Raw genomic sequence first — 15,264 nt, 5'->3', positions numbered from 1 at the left:
ACTCAGCTCGCAGAGGAGGTGGAAGTGGTAGAACTGCCACCAGCGCCTGATGCTGCTGCACCAGATGCTTCTTTTTTAGGAGCATCACCAGAACTTGCCGGCGCCGCGGCCTCGGTTTTCGGTTCTGTCTTGCTGTCCGTCGCAGGAGCAGAACTGCCGCCGCTGCCACCGCGAAAATCGGTCACATACCAGCCCGAGCCCTTGAGCTGGAAGCCGGCCGCTGTGACCTGCTTGGAAAATGCTTCCGCGCCGCAGGCGGGGCACACCGTGAGGGGCGCATCAGAGATTTTTTGCAGCACATCCTTGGCATGGCCGCAGGAGCCGCATTTGTAGGCGTAAATAGGCATGTCAGTGTGTTGAGGGAAAGTGCAAAACCCTCAATTATAGGCGGCATGCCCATCCTCAAGCCCCACGCACTGGGCATGGGGCAATGCAATCAGCTTGCGCTGCCCTCGTAGTGGGTGACGTGGCCTTTGTGGTCGTCGATCCACTGCGGTGCCAGCGAGCCCCCGATCATGCCGACCAACGCCGCCAGCACCCCAGCCAGTTGCTGCGGGAACGCTTCGGACAGCATGGGGCTGGCCACAAACAGCAGCCACACACCCAGGCCCATGGCCACCGCCAGGATGGCGCCCTGGGTGGTCGCGCGCTTCCAGTACAGGCCGAACACCAGGGGGACAAAAGCCCCCACCAGCGGTACCTGGTAAGCGCCCGACACCAGTTCATAGATCGACGTTCCCTGCATGGTGATCGCGTAAGTGAGCACGCAGGCGGTAAACACGAGCACCGATATGCGCATGGCCTTCAGTGTCTGGGCATCGGTCATGCCAGGCCGCAGGTTGTGCAGGATGTTCTCCACAAAAGTGGTGGACGGTGCGAGCAACGTGGCCGATGCGGTGGACATGATGGCCGACAGCAGCGCGCCAAAGAAGGCGATCTGAAGAATCAGCGGCATGCGTTCCATCACCAGCGTGGGCAGCACTTTCTGGGGGTCGTCCTTGAGCAGCGCCTGGGCGGTTTCGGGCATGACCAACACGGCGGCCGTAACGACAAACATGGGGATGAAGGCAAACAGCAGGTACAGCACCCCTCCGATGACCGGGCCGGTGCGCGCTGTCTCGGCGCTGTTGGACGACATCACGCGCTGAAAAACATCCTGCTGGGGTATGGAGCCCAGCATCATCGTGATCGCGGCGGCAAAGAAAAAGGTCCACTCCTTGAGCCCACCAGTGGGAAAGAACTGGAACTTGCCTTCACGCGCGGCATATTCCACGACCTTGCCCGCCCCTCCGGCCAGTTCCGCCGCGTACCAGGCAATGGCCAGCAGCCCCACGGCGATCACAATCATCTGGACAAAGTCAGTCATGGCCACCGACCACATGCCGCCATACAGGGTGTAGACCAGAACGATGACCGTACCGATGACCATGCCCATGGTGACGGACACATACCCCTGCGTCAGCAGGTTGAACACCGGCCCCAGAGCTGTGATCTGCGCTGCCACCCAGCCCAGGTAGCTGAACATGATGATGGCTGAACAAGCCACCTCGATCACACGCCCGTAACGCTGGCGGTAGTAGTCACCCAGGGTGATGAGGTTCTTCTTATAAAGCTTGTAGGCAAAAAACAGCCCCACAAGAACCAGGCACATGGAGGCGCCAAATGGGTCCTCCACCACCGCACCCAGCCCACCATCCACAAACCGGGCTGACACGCCGAGAACGGTTTCCGATCCAAACCAGGTCGCAAAGGTCGTGGCTATCACCACAGCCAGGGGCAGGCTGCGGCCCGCCACCGCATAGTCGGCCGTGTTGTGCACGCGCGTGGCGGCATACAGGCCGATACCAATCGAGACCAGCAGGTACAGAACGATGAATGTGATCAGCATGGCGCCGCTCCGAAACTCCAAGGAAGGTTACAAAAAGCAGGTGTGCGCCCGGCGTGCCGTGGGCCGACACGCCGAGGCCCCTGCAGATCCAGGGGTGACCACTTTGCTACAAAATTCGTAACAAAAGTTGCAGCGGATTATGAAGGCAACTTTCGTGCCGTTCGCACCGTTTCAGAAAATCCGCATCCGCACAAACAACTGCATCGCCAGAAGGCCCAGCACAAAACCGACGCCGCCATAAATGATGGACTGGAGCAGCCGGTTGGTACGGTGCTGGACTTCCAGCAGTTCGCGCAAGGCTTGCTGCTGGTCAGCTGGGCGCTGCCGCAAGGCGTCGTGCAGCAGGCGCGGCAGTTCGGGAATCAGCTTGGCATAGTGGGGCGCCTCGGCCCGCAGCTCCCGCCACAGGCGCTGCGGTCCCATCTGCTCCAGCATCCACTTCTCCAGGAAGGGCTTGGCGGTGCTCCACAGGTCCAGCTCAGGGTCCAGCTCGCGGCCCAGGCCTTCGATGTTGAGCAGGGTCTTTTGCAACAGCACCAGCTGGGGCTGAATCTCAACGTGGAAGCGGCGCGAGGTCTGGAACAGGCGCATCAGCACCATGCCCAGCGATATCTCCTTGAGCGGGCGATCGAAATAGGGCTCGCACACGGCGCGGATGGCCGATTCGAGGTCGTTCACCCGTGTCTCGGGCGGCACCCAGCCACTTTCGATGTGCAGCTCCGCCACGCGCTTGTAGTCGCGCCGGAAGAACGCCACGAAGTTCTGCGCCAGGTACTCCTTGTCAGACTCGGTGAGCGTGCCCACGATGCCGAAATCCAGCGAGATATAGCGCCCAAAGGTGGCCGGATCCAGGCTCACCTGGATGTTGCCGGGGTGCATGTCGGCATGAAAGAAGCCGTCACGGAACACCTGGGTGAAAAAGATGGTGACGCCGTCGCGCGCGAGTTTGGGGATGTCTACCCCGGCATCCCGCAGGCGCTCGATCTGGCTGATGGGTACACCGTTCATGCGCTGCATCACCATGACCTCGGGGTGGCAGAAGTCCCAGAAAATCTCAGGGATCAGCACCAGGTCCAGCCCGGTCATGTTGCGGCGCAGCTGCGCGGCGTTGGCGGCCTCCCGCACCAGATCGAGTTCGTCGTGCAGATAGTTGTCGAACTCGGCCACCACCTCGCGGGGCTTGAGGCGCTTGCCGTCGGCCGACAGGCTCTCCACCCACCCGGCCATCATGCGCATGAGACTCAGGTCTTTCTCGATCACGGGCAACATACCCGGGCGCAGCACCTTGACCGCCACCTCGCGCTCGATGCCATGGCGGTCCCGCAGCGTGGCGAAATGCACCTGCGCAATGGAGGCGCTGGCCACCGGCACGCGGTCAAAGAACGTGAAAACCTCATCCACCGGCCGCCGGAATGCCCGTTCGATCGTGGCGATGGCGATCTCCGGGTCGAACGGCGGCACGCGGTCCTGCAGCCGGGCCAGCTCGTCGGCCACATCGGGCGGCAGCAGGTCGCGGCGTGTCGAAAGCACCTGGCCGAACTTCACGAAAATGGGCCCCAGGCGCTCCAGCGCCAGGCGCAGCCGCTGGCCGCGCGGTGCATCCAGGTTGCGTCCGAACGACAGGACGCGCGACACCGATCGCAGCCAGGGCTTCTGGAAACTGTCCAGCACCATGGCGTCCAGGCCGTACCGGAACACCACCCACAGGATGGCGCCGCCCCTCAGGAACTGCTTCATGCGCCAGCCCGGTCGGAACCGCTGTTTGGCGCGGAAGGCGTGGAGGGTCCGGATGGCATGGGTGCGACGGCTGAAGACGTTCGTGCAACGCGCGTGCCCACGAACTGGCGCAGCGCTTGCGCAGCGCGGCTCGCCACCTGCGCCACAGTGTGGGCAGGAGCGTCACCAATCACACGCGCCAGGTCCTCCTCGACATCCCAGCGCACGTGATCGACCAGCCAGTTGATTTCGGCGGCCAGTTGCACATCGCCCTCAATGCGGATGGCAGGCTTGTCACCCCGCAGGGCCGTCTGGGCCAGCGCAAAGGGAGAGGTCTCGGTGACGTGAAGCTGCAGATCGGGCGCGGCAGTTTCGGGCGCCAGGTTGAACAGCCCAGCGGGCGTGATGACCAGGGCCATCGAATACGCACGCCACTGCACGCGGGCGATGCGGCCCTTCTGACGCACCAGGCGGTCCATGGCCTCTTTTTCCTGCATCAGTACATGGTTGAGGAACAGCACCATGCGCTGCTGCATCTCATGCACGAGCCACTGGGGGGGTTGGGGGCCGGCGGCCACACGCTCAAAGAGGCCGTCCAGAAACGAAAAAGGGGACTGTGGTGTTGCCATAGTCCCCGATTATTCCCTGAACTGGGATAGCCCCACAGCGGGGCATTTCCTTTATTACTGCAGGGCCTGCACGCCGGCCACCAGCCAGCCGCTGCTGCCGGCCTTGGGCTTGGTCATATTCCAGACCTCGCGGAAGGGGCTCGGGCCGGCTGAGGGCTCTTCGCGGATCATGCCGGAGAACTCGACGCTGGCCATGTAGCCGTCGCCCAGGTCTTCAATGCCCAGCAACTGGGCTTCGATCATGACCACGTCGGTGTGGTTGGGCTGCATGCCGCGGTGGTCTTCGCGCTCCGTGAGCTGGGTGCGAATCTCGCCGAGCATGCTGTCGGTCATCATGGAGCGCAGGGTGGCGATGTCCGAACGGTCCCAGGCCGCTTGCAGCGTGACGAAGTTGCGCTTGGCGGCAGATAGGAAGCCCTCGGTATCAAAGCCTTCAGGAATCCCCCAGTTCTGCGACCCGGAGAGGCCCGAGCCGATCACCACGCCCGAACCCGCACCGCCTTGTGCAGCGCGCGAGGCATCAAACGCCATGCTGCTGCGCTCCCAGGGGCGCGCCGAGGCGTCGTTGCCCACGTTGTTGGGGCTGTACTGCGGAGGCACCTGCGCTGCGGCGGGCGTGGCAGCACCCGCGCCCTGGAACGCGAACGGCGCACCACCGGCAGCAGCGCCACCGTTGCCACCGCCACTGCGTGCGCGCATCACCATCTTGAAGATGGCAAACGCGGCCACGGCCAGCAACGCAATCATCAGAATGTTGGCAAACCCTGCACCCAGCCCCAACGAGCTGGCCAGCCAGGCCAAGCCCAGGCCAGCGGCCAGGCCACCCAGCATCGCGCCCCAAGGCTTCTTGGCCGCTGCTGCAGCCGGAGCTGCACCCGCAGCAGGCGGCTTGGCAGCCGCCGCATTGGTCGCATTCTGGGCGGGCGCACCCGGCGCTGCCGACTCACGCTGCGTAACGTTGCTCGATTGCTGCCCCGTCGATTTACCACCGCCCAGTCGCCGGGCGTCGGCATCGGCGTGCGCAAACGCCAGCATCGCAACCAACACCACAGACCACAGTTTCATCATGACTTCTCCGTCTCCGTTAATGACTGAGCGAAACGCTCAGCACTTGATTCCAACATGCAAGGCCACAACGCCCCCTGTCATGTTGTGATAGTCCACATGCCCAAAGCCATTTTTTTGCATGAGGCTTTTGAGCTCTTCCTGCCCGGGGTGCATGCGGATGGACTCGGCCAGGTAGCGGTAGCTGGCGTCGTCGCCCGCCACCAGCTTGCCCAACTGGGGCAGCACCTTGAACGAATACCAGTCGTACACCTTTTCGAGTGGCTTTGCGACCTTTGAAAACTCCAGCACCAGCAGCTTGCCGCCGGGCTTGAGCACGCGGCACATTTCGGCAATCGCCTGGTCCTTATGCGTCATGTTGCGCAGGCCAAAAGCAACGCAGACCACATCGAAATGTGCGTCGGGGAACGGCAGCTTCTCGGCATCGCAGACCAGTGTGGGCAACACCACACCCGCATCAATCAGGCGGTCGCGCCCCACGCGCAGCATGGCTTCGTTGATATCGGTGTGCACCACACGGCCGGTGGCGCCCACCTTCTTGGAGAACGCCAGCGCCAGGTCGCCCGTGCCCCCTGCAATGTCGAGCACCTGGCTGCCTTCGCTGAGGTTGGCCACCATCACGGTGTAGGCCTTCCAGGCACGGTGCAGGCCCGCCGACATGAGGTCGTTCATCACGTCGTACTTGGAGGCTACGGAGTCGAACACGCCGCGCACGCGGCGTGCTTTTTCCTGCTCGTCCACCGACTGAAAACCGAAATGCGTGGTGCTCATAAGATTCATGCTAGGCGCGTGAACGCCAGAGGTACAGCGACAACCCCGCACTGAAATGGGGCATCTGTCGCAATTTGGACAACGCTATTGAAAAGAAATCAGCCGCCAGCGCTTTTCCATATTGCACCAACAGCTACTATTTCAATAGCACCTTGACAGACAAGGGCTTCCGCCGTGTTCTGCGCTCCGCCAGAAATACACCCGGCCCGCAGCCTCAATGGCTGCCACAGGCATGGCCACCGGCACCACCCTGAGGCGCCATCGGCGCATCGCGGTCCGCCCCCGCATCGGCCAGCCGCTCGGTGTACTGGGTCCACAGCGCGTCTTGCTTGTCGCCCAGTTCGTAGAGGTAGTCCCAGGTGAAGATGCCACTGTCATGCCCATCAGAAAACGTGGGCTTGACCGCATAGTTGCCCACGGGCTCCAGGTTGACCAGCGTGACCTCCCGTTTACCCGTCTGCAGCACTTCCTGGCCTGGGCCATGGCCCTGCACTTCGGCCGACGGTGAATACACACGCATCAGCTCGAACGGAATGCGGAACGTGGCGCCATCGGAGAACCCTACTTCGAGCACCCGCGATGCCTCGTGCACCGTGATTGCCTGCGGCGTGGGCGCACCCGCTTTCAAACCTGCCATGGATTCACCTGTGAGAAAACTGTTGTCAGAAACGACCTCTGCGATTGTCCCACCCGCTCTGGGGCACACCGCAAACAGGGTTACCGGGTAGGCAACTGCGCCAGCCGCGATTGCAACTGCGCCTCCAGCGCGGGCAGCAGGGTCCGCACGCCGGCCTCTTGCGCCGCCGGGCTGGGCCGCTGCGCCGCCGCCCACACGGGCGATGGAAAGTGACTGTCCCAGCCAAACCGCGCAATCACATGCCAGTGCAGGTGCGGCACCATGTTGCCCAGCGCTGCGATGTTGACCTTGGTGGGCGACAGGTGCTGGCGCAAGGCCTGCTCCACCAGGGCCACGGCCTCCATGCAATGCACGCGGTCAGCAGCGGCCAGGTCCGAGAACTCGGCCACATGTGCATTCCACACCACGCGATAGAAGGCAGGAAACCCCGCCTCCTGCGCACGGATGACACGCAGGCGCTCACCGCGCCAGACTAGCGCACCGCCATCTTCAGCGCACAGTGGGCAACTCATTGGCACGACTCCATGGCGCTGCTTGCCATCCGCATCGATTGAAACCGGCGCGGCGCCAAGCCAGGGACACCGAGCAAGGGCCGCCCCGCAGCGAGGGTGTCGCCCCCCTCCCGCGCAGCGAGAGAGGGGGAGGGCGCGAAGCGACTCAGGGGGGGGCTTCATTTCTAGACCAGCACCCGCTCGATGCCGCCGTTGTTGGCACGCTGTACGTAGTCGGGCATCCAGTTCTCGCCCAGAATCTCGCGCGCCATCTCGACCACGATGTAGTCGGCTTCGAGCAGGCCGTTGTTCAGATCGCCTTCGTAGCGGTTCAGGCCCTGCAGGCAACTGGGGCAGCTGGTGAGGATCTTCACGTTGTCCTGCGCGCCGACAGCACCGCTGGCACGCAGCTGGGCTTCGCCCTTTTTGATCTCTTCTTCCTTGCGGAAGCGCACCTGCGTGGACACGTCGGGCCGGGTCACACCCAGCGTGCCCGATTCGCCGCAGCAACGCTCACTCTTCAAGACCTGCTCGCCCACCAGCGCCTTCACGGTCTTCATCGAGTCCTGCAGCTTCATGGGGTTGTGGCAGGGCTCGTGGTACAGGTAGGCGCCCTTGCCTTGCAGCTGAATGCCCTTTTCCAGCAGGTACTCGTGGATGTCGATGATGCGGCTGCCCGGGAAGATCTTGTCAAACTCGTAGCCCTGCAGCTGGTCGTAGCAGGTGCCGCAACTCACCACCACGGTCTTGATATCGAGGTAGTTGAGCGTGTTCGCCACGCGGTGGAAGAGCACACGGTTGTCCGTGATCATCTTCTCCGCCTTGTCGAACTGGCCCGAACCGCGCTGCGGGTAACCGCAGCACAGGTACCCAGGCGGCAGCACCGTCTGCACGCCCGCGTGCCACAGCATGGCCTGGGTCGCCAAACCGACCTGCGAGAACAAGCGCTCTGACCCGCAGCCAGGGAAGTAGAACACCGCCTCCGTCTCGGCCGTGGTGGCCTGTGGGTTGCGGATGATCGGCACGTAGTCCTTGTCTTCGATGTCGAGCAGCGCGCGCGCCGTCTTCTTGGGCAGGCCGCCCGGCAGCTTCTTGTTGATGAAATGGATCACCTGCTCCTTGATCGGAGCGGTGCCCACCGTCGCAGGCGGCTTGGCCGTCTGCTTGCGGCCCACCTTGCGCAGCAGGTCCACGGCCAGGCGCTGAGCCTTGAAGCCCACATCCACCATGGCCGAACGCATGAACTTGATGGTGTCCGGGTTGGTGGCGTTGAGCATGGTCATCGCCAGCGCGTTCCCAGGCCGGAACGTCTTCTTGCCCATCTTGCGCAGCAGGTTGCGCATGTTCATGGTGACGTCGCCGAAGTCGATCTTCACCGGGCAGGGGCTTTCGCACTTGTGGCACACCGTGCAATGGTCGGCCACGTCCTCGAACTCCTGCCAGTGCTTGATGCTCACACCCCGGCGGGTCTGCTCTTCGTACAAAAACGCCTCGACCAGCAGCGAGGTGGCCAGGATCTTGTTGCGCGGGCTGTAGAGCAAATTGGCGCGTGGCACGTGCGTGGAGCACACGGGCTTGCACTTGCCGCAGCGCAGGCAGTCCTTGACGCTGTCGGCAATCGCGCCGATGTCGCTCTGCTGCATGATCAGCGACTCGTGGCCCATCAGCCCGAAGCTGGGCGTGTAGGCATTCGTCAAATCGGCGTGCATCAACGCAGCATTTGAAGCATTCGAAGCATTTTTGGCCTGCAGCGCTTGTCCATCAATCGCTGGCAGCTCCTGATTTCGGAGCAACTTACCCTTGTTGAAACGACCTTCCGGGTCCACCTTGCGCTTGTACTCGGCAAAGGGGCGCAGCTCTTCGTCGGTCAGAAACTCCAGCTTGGTGATGCCAATGCCGTGTTCGCCCGAGATCACGCCGTCCAGGCTGCGCGCCAGCACCATGATGCGCGCCACGGCCTCGTGCGCGGTCTGCAGCATCTCATAGTCGTCGCTGTTGACGGGCAGGTTGGTGTGCACATTGCCGTCGCCCGCATGCATGTGCAGCGCCACCCACACCCGGCCCTTGAGCACGCGCTTGTGGATGGCCACAGCCTCGTCCAGGATGGGCTTGAACGCCGCGCCGGTGAAGATGCCTTGCAGCGGCGCCCGCAGCTGGGTCTTCCAGCTGGCGCGCAGCGTGTGGTCCTGCAGCTGGGGGAACAGCGTTTCCACATCGTGCAGCCAGCCTTGCCACAGCGCGCGCACCTCTTCCACCAGGGCGATGGCTTGGGCTACGCGCTCCTGCAGCAGCTCGGGCGATGGGACTTCGTCGTCGGCGTCATGCTTGCCCAGGGGCAGGTTGCCGCGCTCGAAGAACTCGGTCAGCGCATCGCACAGCTTGATCTTGTTGCGCAGGCTCAGCTCGATGTTGATGCGCTCGATGCCGTCGGTGTACTCGGCCATGCGCGGCAGCGGGATCACCACGTCTTCGTTGATCTTGAAGGCGTTGGTGTGGCGGCTGATGGCCGCCGTCTTCTTGCGGTCCGCCCAGAACTTCTTGCGCGCATCGGCCGTGATGGCCACAAAGCCTTCGCCGCTGCGGGTGTTGGCCAGGCGCACGACCTCGCTGGTCACGCGGGCCACGTCGTCGGCGTTGTCGCCCGCGATGTCGCCAATCAGCACCATCTTGGGCAGGCCGCCGTTGCCCTTCTTGCTTTTGGTGGCGTAGCCCACTGCCTTCAGATAGCGGTCATCCAGGTGTTCCAGGCCCGCCAGCAGCACGCCACTGCGCTTTTGCTCGGCGAACATGAAGTCCTTGATCTCGACGATGCTGGGCACGGCGTCCTTGGCGTTGCCAAAGAACTCCAGGCACACGGTGCGCGTGTGCTCGGGCATGCGGTGCACCACCCAGCGTGCGCTGGTGATCAGGCCGTCGCAGCCTTCCTTCTGGATGCCGGGCAGGCCCGCCAGGAACTTGTCCGTCACGTCCTTGCCCAGGCCTTCCTTGCGGAAAGTCTTGCCCGGGATGCTCAGGCGCTCGGTGCGCACGGGCGTCTTGCCATCGGCCTCGAAATACTGCAGCTCGAAGGTGGCCGTCTCCACGTCATGGATCTTGCCCATGTTGTGGTCCAGGCGCGTCACTTCGAGCCACTGGGCGTCGGGCGTGACCATGCGCCAGCTGGCCAGGTTGTCCAGCGCCGTGCCCCACAGCACGGCCTTCTTGCCGCCCGCGTTCATGGCGATGTTGCCGCCAATGCAGGAAGCCTCGGCACTGGTCGGGTCCACCGCAAACACAAAACCGGCACGCTCGGCCGCATCGGCCACGCGCTGGGTGACCACGCCGGCTTCGGTCCACACCGTGCCCACCTCGCGGTCCATGCCCGGCAGACGGCGCATTTCCACCTCGGTCATGGCTTCAAGCTTTTCGGTGTTGATGACCACCGACTTCCAGGTCAGCGGGATCGCGCCGCCGGTGTAGCCGGTGCCGCCCCCACGCGGGATGATGGTCAGACCCAGCTCGATGCAGCCCTTGACCAGGCCCGCCATCTCGACCTCGGTGTCGGGGGTCAGCACCACGAACGGGTACTCGACGCGCCAGTCGGTCGCATCGGTCACATGGCTCACGCGCGAGAGGCCGTCGAACTTGATGTTGTCCTTGGCCGTCAGGCGGCCCAGAGTCTTCTGGATCTGGCGGCGCAGCTGCGCGGCCTGCTCGAAGGTGGCATTGAACTCGGCCACTGCGCGGCGCGCAGCGACGACCAGTTCACCCACCAGACGGTCACGTCCGGCGTCATCGGCGGGGGTGCGGCGCTTTTCGATCTCGCCCAGGCGGTGCTGAAGGGCATCGACCAGCAGCTTGCGGCGGTTGGGGTTGTCCAGCAGGTCGTCCTGCAGGTAGGGGTTGCGCTGCACGACCCAGATATCGCCCAGCACTTCATACAGCATGCGGGCCGAGCGGCCGGTGCGGCGCTCTTTGCGCAATTGGTCCAGCACCTCCCAGGATGAAGACCCCAGCAGGCGGATCACGATCTCCCGGTCGGAGAACGAGGTGTAGTTATAGGGAATTTCACGCAGACGGGCAGGCTCGGCGGCTTGCGTCTGCAAGGCCGCCAACGCGATCGGTACATTCATGGGGGTCTACCTGGGGTGGGGGCGCGATTTTAAGCCACCGGCCTCCGCCCTGCCGGCAGGGGGAGGCCGCACAACGCCAAACGGCCGGGCAATGCCCGGCGCCAGCGTCAGAACAGCACGCGGCTGCGCAGGGTGCCCGGGACCCGGGCCAGCTTGTCCAGCGCCAGGTCGGACGAGGCGGCGTCGATGTCGATCACCACGTAGCCGATCTTCTCGTTGGTTTGCAGGTACTGGGCCGAGACGTTGATCTGGTTGTCCGAAAAAATGCGGTTGATTTCGGACAACACCCCCGGCACGTTGCGGTGGATGTGCAGCAGGCGGTGCTTGCCGGGGTGGGCGGGCAGCGCCACCTCCGGGAAATTGACCGACGAGGTGCTGGTGCCGTTGTCGCTGTACTTCACCAGCTTCTCGGCCACTTCCAGGCCGATATTGGCCTGGGCCTCCATGGTGGAGCCGCCGATGTGGGGGGTCAGGATCACGTTGTCCAGCCCGCGCAGGGGAGACACAAACTCGTCCTTGTTGGTGCGTGGCTCCACGGGGAACACGTCAATCGCCGCACCTAGCAGCTTTTTAGCCTTGAGCGCCCCGGCCAGGGCCTCGATATCCACCACCGTGCCACGCGCGGCGTTGATGAGGATGCCGCCCGGCTTCATGGCGGCGATCTCGGCCGCGCCGATCATGCCTTCGGTGGACGGCAGCTCGGGCACATGCAGGCTCACGATGTCGCTCTGGCCCAGCAGGTCGTGCAGGTGCTGCACCTGGCGCGCATTGCCCAGCGGCAGCTTGTTGACCACATCGAAAAACGCCACCTGCATGCCCAGCGCCTCGGCCAGCACCGACAGCTGCGTGCCGATGGAGCCATAGCCCACGATGCCCAGCGTCTTGCCCCGGATCTCGTAGGCGTTGTCAGCGCTCTTGAGCCAGCCGCCCCGGTGCGCCACAGCGTTTTTCTCGGGCACGCCGCGCAGCAGCAGGATGGCTTCGGCCAGCACCAGCTCGGCCACCGAGCGGGTGTTGGAGTACGGCGCATTGAAGACGGCAATGCCACGCTCGCGCGCCGCGTTCAGGTCCACCTGGTTGGTGCCGATGCAAAAGCAGCCCACGGCCACCAGCTTGTGGGCCTGGGCAAATACCTCTTCGGTGAGCTGGGTGCGCGAGCGGATGCCCACAAAGTGCACATCGGCGATCTTGCGTTGGAGCTCCTCGTCCGGCAGCGCGCCGGACACCGTCTCGATCTGGGTGTAGCCCGCCGCACGGATCACGTCCACCGCAGAGGAGTGGATGCCTTCGAGCAGCAGAAATTTGATCTTGTTCTTGTCCAGCGAATTGGTGGCCATGGCAATAAGAAAGAAGGAAATGGAGAAAACAAACCGGCGCGCTGCGGCGCGAACGAACCGGTGCGACAGGGACCCGCGAACAGTCACCAGCATGGTGCATTGCACAAAACCTTGCAAGCCTCGGCAAATGCGCCACACCTTGTCACAAAAGAGTCACAATCGCTCCCCTTGCGGGTTACCCAAGGGGTTTCCCGGTTGTTGCAAGCGCTGGGGTCATGCGACAACGACATATCAATGTCACATCGGCTGCATAGCATCCAGCCTTTGTGCTTTTCGTCATCCTCGGAGGAAATATTCATGCAAACGAAGCATCTGGCGGTCTGCGCTGCCATTGCCCTGTCGGTCTGCGCACCTGCGCAAGCCCAGGCGCAGCAAGTTGAGATTCAGTGGTGGCATTCGATGAGCGCAGCGCTGGGCGACTGGGTCAATGACCTGGCCAAGCAGTACAACGCCAGCCAGACCAAGTACAAGGTCGTGCCCACCTACAAGGGCACGTATGACGAATCCATGACAGGCGCCATCGCCGCCTTCCGTGCGGGCAACGCCCCCCACATCCTGCAGGTGTTTGAAGTGGGCACCGCCACCATGATGGCCAGCAAGGGCGCCATCGTTCCCGTCGCCAAGGTATTGAACGACGGCGGCTTCAAGTTCGACCCCACCCAGTACGTGTCGGCTGTGGCTGGCTACTACACCGCGCCCAATGGCCAGATGCTGAGCTACCCGCTCAACAGCTCCACCACGGTGTTCTATTACAACAAGGACGCCTTCAAGAAGGCCGGCCTGGACGCCGACAAGCCGCCCAAGACCTGGCCCGAAGTGTTTGCCGCCGCGTCCAAGCTCAAGGCCAGCGGCCACAGCTGCCCGTTCACCACCAGCTGGATCAGCTGGACGCAGCTTGAAAGCTTCTCGCTGTGGCACAACACGCTGTTCGCGTCCAAGAACAACGGCTTTGACGGCAACGACGCCCAGCTGCAGGTCAACTCGCCGCTGCACGTGCGCCACTTCGAGAACCTGGCCAAGGCCTCCAAGGACGGCAGCTTCGTCTACAAGGGCCGTGGCAACGTGCCGGACGCATCCTTCCCCTCGGGCGAGTGCGCCATGATGACGGGCTCCTCGGGCCTGTACGCCCGCGTGGCCAAGGAAGCCAAGTTTGCCTACGGCATCTCGGCCCTGCCCTACTACCCTGACGTGAAGGGTGCCCCCCAGAACACCGCCATTGGTGGTGCCAGCCTGTGGGTGATGTCTGGCAAGAAGGCCGAGGAATACAAGGGCGTGGCCGATTTCCTGAACTTCCTGAACGACACCAAGGTGCAGGCTGCGAGCCACCAGCGCACGGGCTACCTGCCTGTGACCATGGGCGCCTACCAGCTGACCGAGGCTTCGGGCTTCTACACCAAGAACCCCGGCACCGACGTGGCCGTGACGCAGATGATCAAGAAGGCCACGGACAAGTCGCGCGGCATCCGCCTGGGCAACTTCGTGCAGATCCGCGCCATCATCGACGAGGAAACCGAACAGATCTGGTCGGGCAAGAAGTCGCCCAAGGAAGCACTGGACACCGCCGTGACCCGTGGCAACGAGCAACTGGGCCGCTTCGCCCGCGCCAATAAGTAAACACTGCCGAACATCTGCCGATACCGCCCAGCAGCACTGCCGGGTGGCATCGAAAGCCCGCCGCCCCGTCAACCCTATTGGTTCACGGGGCGGCGGGGTTTTCTTTTTGAGAGTTTCGACATGGAAAAACGCGTTTTATTCCGCTCTGCATGGCTGCCGTGGGTGCTTCTGGCACCCCAGCTGGCCATCATCAGCGTCTTCTTTTTCTGGCCAGCCGGCCAGGCCCTGGTGCAGTCGTTCCAGATGCAGGACTCCTTCGGGTTTTCGAAGGAATGGGTCGGTTTCGACAACTTCCGGGACCTGTTCCAGGACCCGGGCTACCTGGCATCGTTCAAGACCACGGCCTTCTTCTCGATCCTGGTGGCGGTGAGCGGCATCACGCTGTCGCTGTTCCTTGCGATCTTTGCCGACCGCATCATCAAGGGCGCCATGGTCTACAAGACCGCGCTGCTGCTGCCCTACGCCGTGGCGCCTGCGGTGGCGGGCGTGCTGTGGATGTTCATGTTCTCGCCCTCGCTGGGCGTGGTGGCCTACATGCTGCGCCAGTCGGGTTTCGACTGGAACCACATGCTCAACGCCGACCACGCGATGGCGCTGATCGTGATTGCGGCGGTATGGAAGCAGATCTCCTACAACTTCCTGTTCTTCCTGGCGGGCTTGCAGTCCATCCCCAAGTCGCTCATCGAGGCGGCCGCGATTGACGGTGCAGGCCCCTGGCGCCGCTTCTGGAGCATCCAGTTCCCGCTGCTGTCGCCCACCACGTTCTTCCTGCTCGTCATCAACGTCGTGTACGCGTTCTTCGACACCTTTGCCATCGTCGACGCCACCACCCAGGGCGGCCCGGGCCGTGACACCTCCATCCTGGTCTACAAGGTCTACCACGATGGTTTCAAGGCCATGGACATGGGAGGCTCAGCCGCGCAGTCGGTGGTGCTGATGGCCATCGTCGTTGTGCTCACCGTCATCCAATTCCGCTACGTCGAGAAAAAGGTTCAATACTAAAA

Annotated in this window: 12 protein-coding genes; 2 read left to right on the top strand and 10 right to left on the bottom strand. The window is 63.4% G+C overall.

All coding sequences use genetic code 11. From position 1 onward, the window contains the following. Positions 1-2: 2 nt before the first annotated feature. The 10 genes from NFX52_RS00680 to serA form a co-directional block, all read right to left on the bottom strand. Positions 3-347 (bottom strand): FmdB family zinc ribbon protein, encoded by a 345-nt coding sequence (locus NFX52_RS00680; RefSeq protein ID WP_055399120.1) that lies wholly within the window; start codon positions 345-347, stop codon positions 3-5. Between the two features lie 89 nt (positions 348-436). Beyond that, on the bottom strand, positions 437-1,888 hold the full coding sequence (locus NFX52_RS00675) for a high affinity choline transporter 1 (RefSeq protein ID WP_252635347.1): 1,452 nt from the start codon (positions 1,886-1,888) through the stop codon (positions 437-439). A gap of 171 nt (positions 1,889-2,059) precedes the next feature. After that, the gene (gene ubiB, locus NFX52_RS00670; RefSeq protein WP_055399124.1) at positions 2,060-3,625 is read right to left on the bottom strand and encodes a ubiquinone biosynthesis regulatory protein kinase UbiB; all 1,566 of its coding nucleotides are present in this window, start codon (positions 3,623-3,625) and stop codon (positions 2,060-2,062) included. Next, the gene (locus NFX52_RS00665; RefSeq protein ID WP_055399126.1) at positions 3,622-4,233 is read right to left on the bottom strand and encodes a ubiquinone biosynthesis accessory factor UbiJ; all 612 of its coding nucleotides are present in this window, start codon (positions 4,231-4,233) and stop codon (positions 3,622-3,624) included. The genes ubiB and NFX52_RS00665 overlap by 4 nt, the downstream gene beginning before the upstream one ends. A 54-nt stretch (positions 4,234-4,287) precedes the next feature. After that, on the bottom strand, positions 4,288-5,301 hold the full coding sequence (locus NFX52_RS00660; RefSeq protein WP_055399128.1) for a Tim44 domain-containing protein: 1,014 nt from the start codon (positions 5,299-5,301) through the stop codon (positions 4,288-4,290). A gap of 36 nt (positions 5,302-5,337) precedes the next feature. Next, on the bottom strand, positions 5,338-6,069 hold the full coding sequence (gene ubiE, locus NFX52_RS00655; RefSeq protein ID WP_055399129.1) for a bifunctional demethylmenaquinone methyltransferase/2-methoxy-6-polyprenyl-1,4-benzoquinol methylase UbiE: 732 nt from the start codon (positions 6,067-6,069) through the stop codon (positions 5,338-5,340). Positions 6,070-6,283: 214 nt separating this feature from the next. Continuing rightward, entirely contained in the window at positions 6,284-6,706 is a 423-nt protein-coding gene (locus NFX52_RS00650) for a gamma-butyrobetaine hydroxylase family protein (protein WP_055399131.1), read from the bottom strand. A gap of 80 nt (positions 6,707-6,786) precedes the next feature. Next, on the bottom strand, positions 6,787-7,218 hold the full coding sequence (locus NFX52_RS00645; RefSeq protein ID WP_055399132.1) for an HIT family protein: 432 nt from the start codon (positions 7,216-7,218) through the stop codon (positions 6,787-6,789). Positions 7,219-7,382: 164 nt separating this feature from the next. Next, a complete protein-coding gene (locus NFX52_RS00640) occupies positions 7,383-11,309 on the bottom strand; it encodes a DUF3683 domain-containing protein (protein ID WP_055399135.1) in 3,927 nt (1,308 codons plus the stop codon). A gap of 107 nt (positions 11,310-11,416) precedes the next feature. Next, a complete protein-coding gene (gene serA, locus NFX52_RS00635) occupies positions 11,417-12,646 on the bottom strand; it encodes a phosphoglycerate dehydrogenase (RefSeq protein ID WP_055399365.1) in 1,230 nt (409 codons plus the stop codon). A 297-nt stretch (positions 12,647-12,943) separates the two neighbouring features. On the opposite strand from serA, the gene ugpB reads away from it, so the two are divergent. Both ugpB and ugpA read left to right on the top strand, forming a co-directional pair. After that, positions 12,944-14,260, top strand: coding sequence for a sn-glycerol-3-phosphate ABC transporter substrate-binding protein UgpB (gene ugpB, locus NFX52_RS00630; RefSeq protein WP_055399138.1), 1,317 nt, complete (start codon positions 12,944-12,946; stop codon positions 14,258-14,260). Between the two features lie 120 nt (positions 14,261-14,380). Further along, on the top strand, positions 14,381-15,262 hold the full coding sequence (ugpA, locus tag NFX52_RS00625; RefSeq protein WP_055399140.1) for a sn-glycerol-3-phosphate ABC transporter permease UgpA: 882 nt from the start codon (positions 14,381-14,383) through the stop codon (positions 15,260-15,262). Positions 15,263-15,264 lie beyond the last annotated feature (2 nt).

The sequence above is a fragment of the Acidovorax facilis genome (assembly GCF_023913775.1).
Lineage (GTDB): Bacteria > Pseudomonadota > Gammaproteobacteria > Burkholderiales > Burkholderiaceae_C > Acidovorax > Acidovorax facilis.
This window is presented reverse-complemented; position numbering and strand designations above follow the sequence as displayed.